This is a genomic window from Tolypothrix sp. FACHB-123, from assembly GCF_014697075.1.
Classification (GTDB): Bacteria; Cyanobacteriota; Cyanobacteriia; order Cyanobacteriales; family Nostocaceae; genus Aulosira.
Window position 1 is genome coordinate 44212 of the sequence record NZ_JACJRE010000041.1, and the last position, 13484, is coordinate 57695.

The following is a 13484-nucleotide window of genomic DNA, read 5'->3' on the forward strand; positions in this document are numbered from 1 at the left end:
ATTTTTAATTGTCAAGCCAACAGTGAAGATAAATTAATACAAGTTTGGGAATAAGTCAGAGCGATCGCACTCACACACTTTAAGATACAGCCTTTTGCAGAACTCTTAAATATTGTTTAGCAATGATTTCTGGCGTAAAATGCGACTGCAAATACTTACGCGAGGACACACCCATGTATTCTGCTAGTTTTTGGTCGTGATTGAGTAGGCGAATAAATTCTGCTAGTCCATAGCTGTCACCATTTTCAAAGCTAGCACCACATTGAGCATCTGTAATGAGTTGCCTTAAGTAAGAATACTTGGAACAAATCACGGCTACTGGACGGCCTGTTGCTAGGGCTGGGTAAAGTTTGCTAGGTGCAACTAAACTTTCCATTCCTGCTTCTACGCTGACTAAGGAGAGATCGCAAGCTGTTAAAGAATAAGGAAGTACTTGTTTTTCTTGATACGGTAAAAACAGGAAATTGCTGAGATTTAAATCATTAACTTCTTGGATAAAACTGTCATGTTTTGGCCCGCCACCAATACAAACAAACTGAATTGGCTCGTCTTGCAGTTGTTTGGCAGCTGCTAAAATTGTGTCTAAATCATGACATCTACCCATGTTGCCAGAATACAGAACAGTAAACTTGTTAACTAAGTCATATTTCTTAGCAAACCAGTTATCTTTTTTAACAATTGGCACAATCAAGTCAGGATCTCCCCAACTATGAATCACGGTAACTTTATCCGCTACTTCGGGACAAGTTGCCACTAAGCGCTGTTTCATCGCCGGGCTGAGGACGACGATACCTTTGGATTTTTGCCAAATCTTTTTATTAAGTGCTTGCCAGAATTTGCCTAACCAGTGATTTTTGGGGATGACACCGAGAGCGATCGCAATATCTGGGTAAATATCATAAATTAAGCATACGTAGGATAACCCGAAACACAAGTGAGCAATATATCCCACGATGGGTAAAAATGGTGGGGCGGAAGTCAACAACAATAAATTCCGGCGACGGACACATCTGATGAGATGTACCACAGCGCGCAAAGTAAATAATATACCGTTGACGGCCTTACCTCGAACCCGCCGCGACCATAATTGTGCAGTGCGCGATCGTTGAATTCTGACTCGACCGAGTTGTTCTACAGCTGGCGCACTAGCAGTCCCAAACGCATAACCAGGCTGTCCTGTAAATACTTCAATATTTACCCCCTGTTTGCTTAACTGGCTAACTAATTCTTCAATTAATTGTCCTGTAGCAGCATAGTCTGGGGGAAAAAACTCAGTTATTACCGATAAATTTAGCGATTGATTGTACCAAGCTTCCTTGAAGCCTAAAGACTGATGGGGAACTATGGAAGGAAAAACAAAGGTGGAAAAATTCTTGCCATTATTTTCTCTTTTATCCTCGAAGTTAACTTCTTCACTTGACAACAATCCTCTATCAGTTTCGACTATTTTCTGATTTTGAGAACGGTTGTTTATGGATTTGGTTAGCAACGATTTTTTCAGCCACTCACTAAATGTCATTGGCTACATCGTCCTTTCAAAATGTTTTCTATCTAGAAATACCCTTAACAGCAAGGTAAACAGTGTCGGCTTTTATGGCTGAGTCCCTGTTGTTAAATTCCTTTATAATCTATGTCTCAGGAAATTAGTTAAAAAGCAACTCTTTATTAAAAAAAAGTATAACTTTTTATATAGTCCTGAGTAAGCTCGCACTTTATTTTTCTCGCGATTCAAAAACTACAGATGTTTTAAGGCTGGTATTTTGTATGTTTAAGATATTAAATGACGCCAAAATAAGCGAATATTTTTATTAGCAATAGACGCAAAAATCCCAGAGTTTCATTTATAAAACTCCGAATCTTGTTAAGAGCAAAATTTTACAGATTTAGATGACAGTAGTCACAAATAATGCCTTGTCTATCACCTTGTTTTGCTGTCTCCCCCATGAGAAATTATTGCTACAACTCCTCAAAAGCTGTTAATTCAACCTTTTGCTGGTTTTTGAGTTACTTTCAGTGCTTCTGGCAACACGGATCCACTTAAGCAAAATATCATACCAAATATATTTGATAAGTCAATAATTTAATCGCAATTCAATAATTTTTTAATTTTTTTCTAGACTCAGGTATTTTGTTCCTCGGCTCAAGAATTTTACATCTGCCCAACTACCTACAACTAGGAAATAATCAGCCCATAGGTAGTTAAGCAAATAAATTGAATATCGTCTCTTTGGAGGATAATCTAGGAGCTATATTCTCGATATAGGTATTATTTCTCAAGCTAAAACTGCTGTTAATTATCCGCAAAATTGCCAAATTGTAAATCGCGGCTACTTCTCAATCACTGAATTAGACTTCGATTATAAGTCACTCAAATTTAATAGCTATTAGTTTTTATTAGCTAGGAGCTAATAAACGTAGATTTTTGTCTTTATTAATGGCAAAAATTGGTATTTAGCAATGATTTTCCAGTTCTTTGGATGAATATCGCAATTTTTTCTTGTCTTAAGAACGAGCTATATTCTAGATAATGCCCGATTTAAACATCAGCTTCTAGGAAAGGTTGTTGGCAACAATCAAATCGAAGCTATCTGAGGACTATACAAAACTTAATATTTATGTAATATCATAATTAGCAAAAATGCAGTAGGCTAGCTAGCAAACCAATAAAAACTGTTTCTTTTTAGACAGCCCCACTGATAGCGATCGCCACTAGCGATGAATAAAACAATTTAAATCTTTCTGCTTGCGGCTTTCTGCCTTGTTTACTAACAGATACTACTGCCTACTGTCAACAGTGCTGACTGAAGCTATCAACCAAGATTACTAAAAGGGTGTGCCAATCAACCGCTAAACGAGCTTAATCATTTATACTTAAATATTTTTATACTTAAAATTAACATAAATACCCAGGCTTACTGAAGAGAAGCCAGAATATACTTGCACAAGTATCCAATTGTTTACATTACTACAGTAATTACTGTTAAACTACGTACAATGGACAATATTCATTTTCAACTATTTAACACCAGCAAACCCTCTGATTTTGCTCCAGCTAATCCAGGTTGATTGCATTCAGAGTATAAATACTGGGAAGGTTTAGCATCTCATCTGAGAATCTCAACCAGCTAGATAAAATCTCAACTTTGAGTAAATCTGTGGATTGGGGTAGATAAAAGTCTTCCAGAAAAAATATTGAATTTATTTAAATTTAACTATTGACATTTGCGATAGCAGCAATTAATTAGAATTACAAGATTGTGCTGGCTTTAACTGAACTTTGTCGGATATAAACTCACTTAACTGATTACACAATACGAATTAATAATGGAGAACCATTTTACTAAAACTTCAAGTTACGAACGGAATGGAAATGCTGACCATTCAATATTTCCATCTCAGTTTGCAGCCTTAGGATTTGAAAAAGAAAGCAGTGATTGGGATTTACGGCAAATCCTGGGGCTGTTACAGCGCAGGGCTTTAATTATTGTGGGGGTAGGTACTTTAGTCATGAGTGCTGTTACCTACTCAACAATCAATCAAAAACCAGTTTATGAAAGCAATTTTCAACTTTTAGTAGAACCCCTCAATGAAGAAAAATCTTTGTTGCAACTGACGGTAGATCCTACTAACTCAGATAAGTCAGGTAATCTAGATTATGAAAGCCAAATTCAGGTTCTCAGAAGTCCAGAATTAATGGCAGGTATTGTTAAGCAAATACAAACTTTTTATCCTGAAATTAGCTATAGCTCTTTAATCGAAAATCTAACCATTCGGCGTTTAGGTACAGCTAAGATTATAGAAGTACGCTATCGCAGCAGTGATAGTAATCAAATTAAATTAGTACTAGATATTATTTCCAAATCTTACTTAAACTACAGTCTAGATAAACGCCAAACTAAGCTAAGGCAAGGAGTACAGTTTGTTGATAAACAGTTACCTAATATTAAAAAACGAGTAGAACATCTCCAAAAAGAGCTACAACTGTTTCGCCAAAAATATGAATTTATTAGTCCAGAAACTCAGGCTTCACACGTAGCAGAAAGAGTCCAAGCCTTAAGCGAGCAAAGGCTAGCAATAGATCAGAAATTAGCAGAATATCGGGCTATTTTTACGGGACTTAAAGGAGAACAAGGTGAACTAGCAGCCTTAAATAATGCACCTGTATATCAGCAATTATTTGGACAAATACAGCAATTAGAAACGGAAATGGCTGGTGAATTAGTGCGATTTCAAGAAGACAGCCCACCAGTAATACGCTTGAAGCAGAAGAAAGAAAATATCTTAACAATGCTCAAGCAAGAAGCACAGCGGATTTTAGGGGTAAAATTTGCTGAAGTAGCCACGCAAATCCAAATTTTGGAAGTTCAAAGTCAAGAACTGAGTAAAGCCGAAAGCCTTCTCTATCGTCAAGTGAAACTCTTACCAGTTTTATCTAGAAAATATGCGGAACTTCAACGAGAACTCCAAATTGCCACTGATAGCCTAAATCGGTTTTTAACTACTCGCGAAACTCTAGAAATTCAAGTTGCTCAAACAGAACTACCCTGGGAATTAATTCAAGAACCATTTGAGCCAGAAAATCCTATATCTCCTAATGTTCCTCGGAGTTTAGCTCTAGGCGCTGTAGCTAGTTTACTATTAGGTTTTGGTATTAGCCTGCTAATGGAGAAGGTAGATAATACTTACCATAATGCAGAAAGCCTTAAGGCAAATCTGAAACTACCTTTGTTAGGAGTCTTACCTTTTGAGAAGAAAATTCAAAACCAGCTTTATCACAATATAGAACGGAAAAATATTACCGAAAAAACGCCATTTAAATTTTGGCGAAAAGTTTCTAAAGTGTCTAAAAGTTTACAGCATGGCTCAGGGAGCGATCGCTATTACGGTCAAGGTAGATTCTGGGAATCTTTACAGGTACTGTATTCAAATATTCAACTGCTCAGTTCCGATCAACCGATTAAATCCTTAATTATTAGTTCAGCACTACCAGGTGATGGTAAGTCTACTGTGTCATTCCAATTAGCCCAAATCGCCGCCGCAATGGGTAAACGAGTCCTACTTGTAGATGCAGATTTGCGCCGTCCCCAAGTTCATCGGTTATGCGATTTAAATAATTTATGGGGATTGAGTAGTTTAATTTCGACAAATATACCTGCGGGGCAAGTCATCCGGCAAATGCCAGAGATGAATAACTTATCTGTAGTGACTTCCGGGCCTATACCACCCGACCCAGCAAGGTTACTTTCATCAGAAAAGATGAAACAGCTGATGGGATATTTCCAAAGAACCTTTGACTTAGTAATTTATGACGTTCCGCCCATCGTGGGATTAGTTGATGCCAGAATGCTCGCACCCTACACCGATGGAGTAGTCTTAGTTGTCAGGATAGACAAAACAGATAAAACAGGCATCATGCAAGCTCAGGAAAGTCTGAAAATTTCTCCAGTCAATCTCTTAGGCATTGTGGCTAATGGAGATAAAACTCAATACAAAGGCTATAAACATTATTATAAAACTTATTAGAAAGGGGCATTGGGCATTGCCTTCTCTACTCTCTAGCTCTATCTAGCCCCTAGTCTCTAGCCCCTAGCCCCTAGCCCTTATTTAAGTACGTTAGGCTGTAATAGTTGGGCTTTTCAGGTACAGCCATGCGTGTTGCAGTCATATTTGGCATAGCGATCGCAACTATAGTTGGACTAGAAGGATATACCTCAAAATCAAGTTCAGCAATTCAGTTGCAAGATGGCACAGTATATTTTGCCTCACCACCTCGCCTGCTTGGGGCGTCTACTACTTTTAATGAAGTTTATGTCTGGGGTGCAACCTACTACTTTACTCTTAGCCTCCCAGAAAATGCTGGCGAACCCTTACAGAAAATCACAATTAACCAGCGTGAAGGAGTAGATTATATTCGCTTCAATCTCAAAAAGAGTTTTGCCTTTGAAGGGACGAGTTCCCGTGAAGGTCAAAAGCTAGGATTAAAAGAAGCGAATAGCGATCGCAAAACTCAGACAGTAACACTAACATTCGATCCGCCAGTAGCTCCCGGTAAAACCATTACAATTGCGCTCCAACCTCAACAAAATCCCTCAGTTTCTGGTGTTTATTTATTTGGTGTTACAGCTTTTCCCGCCGGAGAAAAATCTCACGGGCAATTTCTTGGTTTTGGCCGACTACATTTTTACAATCACGGTCGCACTATTTTTTCACCTTTTGGGTGGTGATACAAATTCAAAATTCAAAATTCGTCTTGAAAAGTTTGCTCAACGGGGGGAACCCCCGCACGCAACTTTTCGCAAAATTCAAAATTAAGAAAGTGAGACTCAGCATACCTTTTAGCGTTTGCATCTGTACCAAATTTTTTGTGCATTGGGATGAGGGGATAGGGGAAGGAAAGCAGGACAAAAAATAAATCATCAATGCCCAATGCCCAATAAATATTACTTTTCCTTAAATGTCCAAACACCTTCATCCCAATCTGCATCTGATGGGGGTGATTGTATCCAGTGCTGACAACGGCGCAGGTATAAGATAGCGGCTTTGTCATTACTATCAACAGCTAAAGCTTGACTAAATTCGGTTTGTGCTTGGTGAAATTGTCGATTCAGGTAATACTCGCGCCCTTTTTGATAACGCTCAATTACTTCTAATTTTTTACTACTAATAGGGTCGGAACGTAAACTGATTAATTCGTATATGGCTACTGGCTCATTTCTACCTTTGACGCGAATATAATCTAATTCTCTTGCCCAAATATTATCGCGGCATGGTTTATAAGTATTATCGCTAAGAATGATGTCGCAACCGTACTGTTTGCTAACACTTTCAAGTCGGGAACCAAGATTTACACCATCGCCAATGGCAGTAAATTCCATTCTTTTACTAGAACCAATATTACCGCTAATTACGGTATCAGAATTAATGCCAATACCAATGTTAATTCTTGGCTTATTAGTGAGGTAGCGGAGGTGATTAAATTCCTGTAATCGATGGCGCATTTCTAAAGCTGTTTGCACTGCCATCCAAGCATGTTCTTCCAATGGTAAAGGCGAACCAAATACAGCCATAATGGCATCACCAATATATTTATCTAGTGTGCCTTTATGTTTAAAAACTGCCTCTACCATTGATTCAAAATATTCATTAAGCATACTCACAACTTCTTCAGCTTCGAGATTTTCGGTTAAAGTTGTATAGCCCCGAATATCAGAAAAGAGAATAGAAACTTCTTTGCGATCGCCTCCTAATTTGGCATCATCTAACTTAAGTAGTTCTTCAGCTAATTCTTGCGTCATGTAGCGGTACATGGTACTTTTCAGCCGCTTTTCATCGCTAATATCTTCCATGACAACTAGCGCGCCTTGAATTTTTTGGCGATCGCTAGCATCGGCAATGGTATTAATTGATAAATTGATACTGTGTTGTTCTGTACCAGGAGTAATTAAAGTGCGATCGGGATAATACTGCTGGCGATTTTTTAAGTCGGCTGCATTTAAAGCATTTTCGCACCAAATACTAAAATTACCCTCTTTAATGCGGATAATATCTTGAATTAACTTACCTTCTAATCTGTCTACTTCTGGTAATTCTAAAAGGCGTTTAGCACTTTCATTCGCAGCAATAATTAAGCCGGATTTATCTGTAGAAATTACCCCATTAGAAAGACTGCGCAAAATATCTCGCTGCATTTGTTCTTGTTGCTTCACTTTGGCAAATAACTGGGCATTTTGTAGCGCTACGCCAGCTTGAATATTAAAAGCTTCCATAAACTCTTCATCATTATGATCGAAACTTGCTTGGAAGCATTCTGGAGCTTTCGGCCAAAGAGAATGATCGTAAGCGGGAAAATCTCCTGATTTGCGTTTGTTGACTAACTGAGTAACACCAATCAATTCGCGATCGGCGTTAAATACGGGCATACAAAGTAAACTACAGGTACGAAAGTTAGTTTCCTGGTCAATTTTTTTTGCGGTTTCCGAGTCGGGATGATCGTATAAATCAAAGGGAATATTGAGTTTTTTACCAGATGCTGCAACTATCCCCGCAAACCCTTTACCTATAGGAATTCGTAATTCTTTTTTTGTGCCGTCAACTTGAGTAATTTTTGTCCATAACTCTTGGCGATCGCGGTCGATTAACCACAAGGTACTGCGATCGGCATTCATTAATTCTTTGGCTTCATCCATTACCCGTTTGAGGGTATCTTCTAAATCTAAATTGCTTTGTGAAAGTGATTTAATTGCTTTCATTAAAGCAGCAGCGGCTCTTTGTTTTTGCGTAGCTATATAAAAGGAACGCGATGATTCTAAAATTAATCTAATTGAGGGAGCGAATTCTTGAAATAATTCTTCGTCTGCTTTAGTAAAACCTTTAGTATCAATTCTGTCAGCAATTGCCGCATTTAAATTATGGACAGGTTTTAATTTATTCAGTAATTGCACTACTGCAACTAATTGTCCATGTTCATTTAACAATGGCAAAGCCAACATTGTATATGTCCGGTAACCAGTGATTTTTTCCTGTTCCCGCGCAAATACTGAACGAGGATCTTGATAAAAATCATAGGGAATATTGATGACTTTTTTAAAAGTTGCGACTTCGCCAGCAATACCTTTATCGGCGGGAATGCGAATTTCTAAAGAGCGATCGCCTTCACCCTCCGCTAAAATTGACCATAGTTGTTGCTTTTCTTCATCTAGTAAAAAGATTGTCGTTCTATCTGCTCCTAATAATTCACCAGTTTTTAAAGTAATCGAATGCAACATTTCTTCCAGGATTGTATCAAACTCATGAGAATCTAATCTGGATAAAGTTTGGTGTACAATCTGTAATTTCTGTTCGACTTCTTTAACAACTTGTTTAAAAGTTTCCTGTGTTAAGGGAGCTAGAAAAGATGAAATAGTTCCTTGTCTTTTTGCCAGCGCACCTACAGGAGCAGTATTTTCTTGTAAATAGCCATTTTCTGGATTACGAACACCAATAATTAAATCGGCAGTCTCATCAAAACTAGGTTGATGCGATGACATAATCAGCTTTATATATATAATGGTTATATTTTAGAACTGTAATTTAATTGTTGCAGATGACAACAATCTCTATAGCAATCCTATTTCAGTTATGAAAAATATCGGTTTTGGCTGTTGACTGTTAACCGTTAACCGTCAACAACTCTACATGTAATATTTCACAAATCCGCTCTTCGGATTACTATAGACAGTATCCACAGTTTAATCTGTTGTTGAGCTAGCGTCATCCTGTGGAAAACTGGGTGAAATTAATAATTGAGGATTTCTACTAGACTGATGCATAGTAACTTCCATATGTTTATGCCTCTAAAAATCTGCTTATTGAATGAGCGATAAGCAAAATTTTGCTCTATTTTGCTAGTCATCTTCATGGGAGCAAATCTAACAACAGTCAAGAGATACCCTAATTCAGGCTGATTGTAAAGATGTCTGTTGTCAGTTGTTTTTATTACCTAAATAAGGCAGATGGCAGATGGCAGATGGCAGAAGGAAAGGAAGTATTTTCATGCATACACCAGAACGAATGAAAAGCCTTTGTTAAGAATCAACAGTCAACCGTCAACAGTCAACCACCCGTGCAGATATTACCACTGATTTAAGTTGAAGTTTTGTAAAAAATTGAGTTAATTGCATAAAACCTAGATAAGAGGGCGATATATAAATGTAGACGTTGAAAATTACATCAACTGAGTCTCAAACCTCATAGTTTAATCTTTTTATCCAGGTAAATTAACTTATGGTTCAAACATTAGAGCGCCCACGCACTGTAGTCAAGAGTACCTACACTCCCCCCAATCCCAAACCTTTATTACCCTTAGATCCACCATCTAAACCGACAAAAACTGAAGAAGCAACTGAAACTACGCCAACAGAAGAAACATCTGAGCCGAGCGAGACTGAAGAAGCTTCATAAAAAGCGGCGGGAAACCCCATCACTCAGGTGAAAGGAGAGGGAAAACTGCCCCCTGGATATGAGTATGGGGTGGTCAAAGTCAGAATCAAGGCCCATCAACCAGGTATACTAGATTGCTAATGCCTTACCAGACGCTATTTATAGCGTTTTTTTGTGGGAAATTTTTCAGCAGAGGCAATTCTGGAGATGGTTAAAAGTAGGAAAATTTGTGCTTGGCAACTGGGCTTAGGAAGTGTTGGCGCGTTAACCTTGAGCATGAGCTTGTTCATGAGCAATTCTGTATTTGCCCAGAGTGCCATTACTCCTGATAGTAACCTTGGTAATGAAAGTTCTCAAGTTATCCAGAATTACCTTGATGCTACCGAAGCGATCGCCAAAGGCGCAATCCGCGATCGCAATTTATTCCACAGTTTACGGGAATTTAACGTCAGTGAAGGACGTTCAGCAGTTTTCTTAAGTCCTAATAGTAATATTCAAAATATTTTGGTGCGGGTTACTGGTAATAATCGCTCCGAGATTCTTGGCACACTGAGTATAGTAGGTTCCAATGCCAACTTATTTTTAGTTAACCCTAACGGCATATTTTTTGGAGCCAATGCTCGACTCAATATAGGTGGTTCCTTTGTTGCTAGTACAGCCAGCGGCATCAAATTTGCCGATGACACAGTTTTTAGTGCCACTAATCCCCAAACAGCACCCCTATTAACAATTAGTACACCTGTGGGTTTGCAATTTGACCAGCTAGGGGGAGAAATTAATCATTATGGAGCGCTAGAAGTACCCCTAGGTAAAACTTTGGCTTTAGTGGGCGGTAATATTAACTTGATAGGCAATGGTCAATTACAGGAAAATCGGAGAACGCTCAAAGCTTTTAGCGGACAAATTGCTATTGGTGGAATATCACAGCCAGGGACAATCCAAATCAACATTGACAGCCAAAATCAGCCTTTAAGCTTTCCGAATAACGTCACACCAGCGGATATTTCCTTCAAAAATCTAGCTGTAATTGTTGCTGATGGATTGGGGAGTGGTTTTATTCAACTCCAAGGTAGACAAATTCAACTCACCGATGGTTCTATAGTCCAAGCAGACACCCAAGGCAGTGAAAATGGTAGAGGTATTGTTGTGCAAGCACAGCAGTTAACACTGCAAGATGGTTCGCAAATCGTAGCTGGTACTAGCCCTGGAACAACAGGTATTGGGGGAAGTTTAACCGTAAAAGTCACAGACTTGATCCAAGTCAGCGGAACTATTCCCCAAGGTAAGCCTTTTGCGGGTTTCCCCAGCGGTTTAGCTACTAGAACCTTTGGCGATGGTGCGGCTGGCTTGTTGACTGTCGAAACCAAAAAATTAATTATTGATGGTGGGGCAAATATCACAACTACCGCTTGGCAAGGTAGAGGTGATGGAGGAATGTTGAAAGTCACCGCTACAGATTCGATTTTACTCAGCGGGGCTTCTTTTCAGGATTTTCCCAGTGGCTTATTTTCGCAAACTCTCGATTTAGGCAATGCCGGTTCGATAATCATTGATACCAAACAGTTTATTGCCCAGAATGGCGGAGTAATTACCGCCGGTACAGGTAGAAATAGTCGGGGTAATGGCAGTAGCCTCACAGTACGGGCTTCTGAATTGATAGATTTAAGTGGAGTTTCACCCATTGATAAAGATCCTAGCGGCTTATTTGCGCGCAGTCGCGGTAGTGGAGAGGCGGGTTCTTTGTTTGTGAATACAGAAAAGTTAATTGTCAGAGATGGCGCAAGATTGACTGTAGAAGCTTTAGGGAGAGGAAATGCCGGGATATTGGCAGTTAATGCCACAGAAATGCGTTTGGAGAGACAAAGTAAAGTAGTTGCGGAAACCGTCTCTGGTAACGGTGGAGATTTAACATTAGAAATTCAAAATTTACTGTTATTACGCGATCGCGCTCAAATCTCCACAACCGCCGGAACATCTGGGGGCGGTGGTAATGGTGGTAATATTACCATCAATACTCCCAATGGCTTTATTGTTGCCGTTCCCCAAGAAAACAGCGATATCACCGCTAATGCTTTCACTGGTTCTGGTGGCAGAGTGGAAATCAACGCCTATGATATTTTTGGCATCGAACAGCGCAGCCGGGAAGATTTGGTAACATTGCTCAACACTAAAGATCCGACTCAACTCAATCCCCAACTGTTACAAACAAACGATATTACCGCCATTTCCCAGACAAACCCAACATTAAGCGGCGTAGTCGATATTAATACCCCAGATGTAGATCCTAATAGTGGGTTAGTCAACTTACCAACTCAACCAGTAGAACTGAAAGTAGACGAAACTTGTAAAGTAATTGTCGCTAATGATAAAAGTAGTTTTACAGTTATTGGACGTGGGGGTATACCTTCCAACCCCACACAAACCCTCAATAGTGAGATTGCGATCGCTGATTGGATTGCAGTAGATAATATTCGTCAACCAACCTCTCAACCCACTGCTAGCCTAAATTCTCCATCTCCTCATGCAAAAATTGTCGAAGCTACAGGATGGGCAGTCAATCCCCAAGGCGAAGTTGTACTCACCGCCCATACAGCCACAGGGAATATTCACAGTTCTTGGTACAAGTCAACAGATTGTACTAGATCTCAACCAGCGGCAATGCTGATTAGTCATTGATTCTCCACAATTGAAGTCCCTTGCTCTGGGATAATAAATAATGTTTGTCTAATCAACTAGGGAATACCAAAAAGTCAATTATCCGGTAATTCAGGCTATTTCCTGCAATTTCGGCAATGTTTGAATTGACTGCGCCTTATGTGAGGAGCCGGTGTCAGCATAGCAGCTTAGGCTTGTACCTTCAATGACGAATTACGTTACCAACGTTCGCGTCAGCGTCTCCCTTTGGGAGAAGAGAAGCCGAAGCATTACGAATTACCCAGCCGTCCTTTAGATGATGTCAAGAGAGGAATTTATGAATTGGATTCAGGTTCTTGCAGAAAATGAACTACCACCCAATGAACGGAAAGTAGTAAAAGTTGAAAACCGTTCTATTTTATTAGTCCACCATAACAACAAAATTTACGCCTTAGAAAATTCTTGCCCGCACATGAAGCTACCTTTGAAGAAAGGCAAAATTACAGATGACGGGGCAATTGTCTGTCCATTTCACCGTAGCGCCTTTGACCTAAATACTGGTAATCCTACGGAATGGATTACCTTTCCCCCTGGGATTAATAAGCTCATGGGCTTAGTATCTAAGGAAAAAGCTGTACCTGTTTTCCCCACCCGTGTGGAAAATGGCAATATTTTGGTAGGCGTGTAATAGCTTACCAAGAATTTCTTAAAGGTTGACATCATCATCTTGGTATACCCAAACAGATATACCAAGAGATGATGATAGCTGATTTTATTTATTTGCTATTGCTTTGTTACCTGTTACTTGTGTAGAAGATTCGGATTTCTTGGCAAAATCGGATAAGAAAAATCCACTCACAAAAGCCGCAATGAAGAGAAAGATTAAAACTTCTAGAGTTGATGAAAGAATAGAAAGCATAAGTTTTGATTCC

At 39.2% G+C, this 13484-nt stretch carries 8 protein-coding genes; 5 read left to right on the forward strand and 3 right to left on the reverse strand.

Translation table 11 applies throughout. From position 1 onward, the window contains the following. Positions 1 to 79: 79 nt before the first annotated feature. Entirely contained in the window at positions 80 to 1519 is a 1440-nt protein-coding gene (locus tag H6G41_RS23535) for a glycosyltransferase family 4 protein (protein WP_190749160.1), read from the reverse strand. Positions 1520 to 3324: 1805 nt separating this feature from the next. Here H6G41_RS23535 and H6G41_RS23540 point away from each other — a divergent pair. Together H6G41_RS23540 and H6G41_RS23545 are read left to right on the forward strand one after the other, a co-directional pair. Continuing rightward, positions 3325 to 5523 carry a polysaccharide biosynthesis tyrosine autokinase gene (locus H6G41_RS23540; RefSeq protein WP_190749161.1) on the forward strand — a complete coding sequence of 733 codons (2199 nt, stop codon included), beginning with the start codon at positions 3325 to 3327 and terminating at the stop codon, positions 5521 to 5523. Positions 5524 to 5648: 125 nt separating this feature from the next. Further along, positions 5649 to 6224 carry a DUF2808 domain-containing protein gene (locus H6G41_RS23545; protein ID WP_190749163.1) on the forward strand — a complete coding sequence of 192 codons (576 nt, stop codon included), beginning with the start codon at positions 5649 to 5651 and terminating at the stop codon, positions 6222 to 6224. Positions 6225 to 6440: 216 nt separating this feature from the next. Here H6G41_RS23545 and H6G41_RS23550 read toward each other — a convergent pair whose 3' ends face one another. Further along, positions 6441 to 9026 (reverse strand): adenylate/guanylate cyclase domain-containing protein, encoded by a 2586-nt coding sequence (locus H6G41_RS23550; RefSeq protein ID WP_190749165.1) that lies wholly within the window; start codon positions 9024 to 9026, stop codon positions 6441 to 6443. Between the two features lie 736 nt (positions 9027 to 9762). Between H6G41_RS23550 and H6G41_RS23555 the strand changes: the two genes are divergently transcribed. The 3 genes from H6G41_RS23555 (at position 9763) to H6G41_RS23565 (ending at position 13240) form a co-directional block, all read left to right on the forward strand. Then, on the forward strand, positions 9763 to 9939 hold the full coding sequence (locus H6G41_RS23555; RefSeq protein WP_190749167.1) for a hypothetical protein: 177 nt from the start codon (positions 9763 to 9765) through the stop codon (positions 9937 to 9939). Positions 9940 to 10125: 186 nt separating this feature from the next. Continuing rightward, entirely contained in the window at positions 10126 to 12594 is a 2469-nt protein-coding gene (locus H6G41_RS23560) for a filamentous hemagglutinin N-terminal domain-containing protein (protein ID WP_190749170.1), read from the forward strand. A 295-nt stretch (positions 12595 to 12889) separates the two neighbouring features. Then, on the forward strand, positions 12890 to 13240 hold the full coding sequence (locus tag H6G41_RS23565; protein ID WP_190749172.1) for a Rieske (2Fe-2S) protein: 351 nt from the start codon (positions 12890 to 12892) through the stop codon (positions 13238 to 13240). Positions 13241 to 13324: 84 nt separating this feature from the next. Here the strand turns inward: H6G41_RS23565 and H6G41_RS23570 are convergent, their stop codons facing one another. Further along, entirely contained in the window at positions 13325 to 13471 is a 147-nt protein-coding gene (locus tag H6G41_RS23570; protein ID WP_190749174.1) for a hypothetical protein, read from the reverse strand. Between the last annotated feature and the right edge of the window lie 13 nt (positions 13472 to 13484).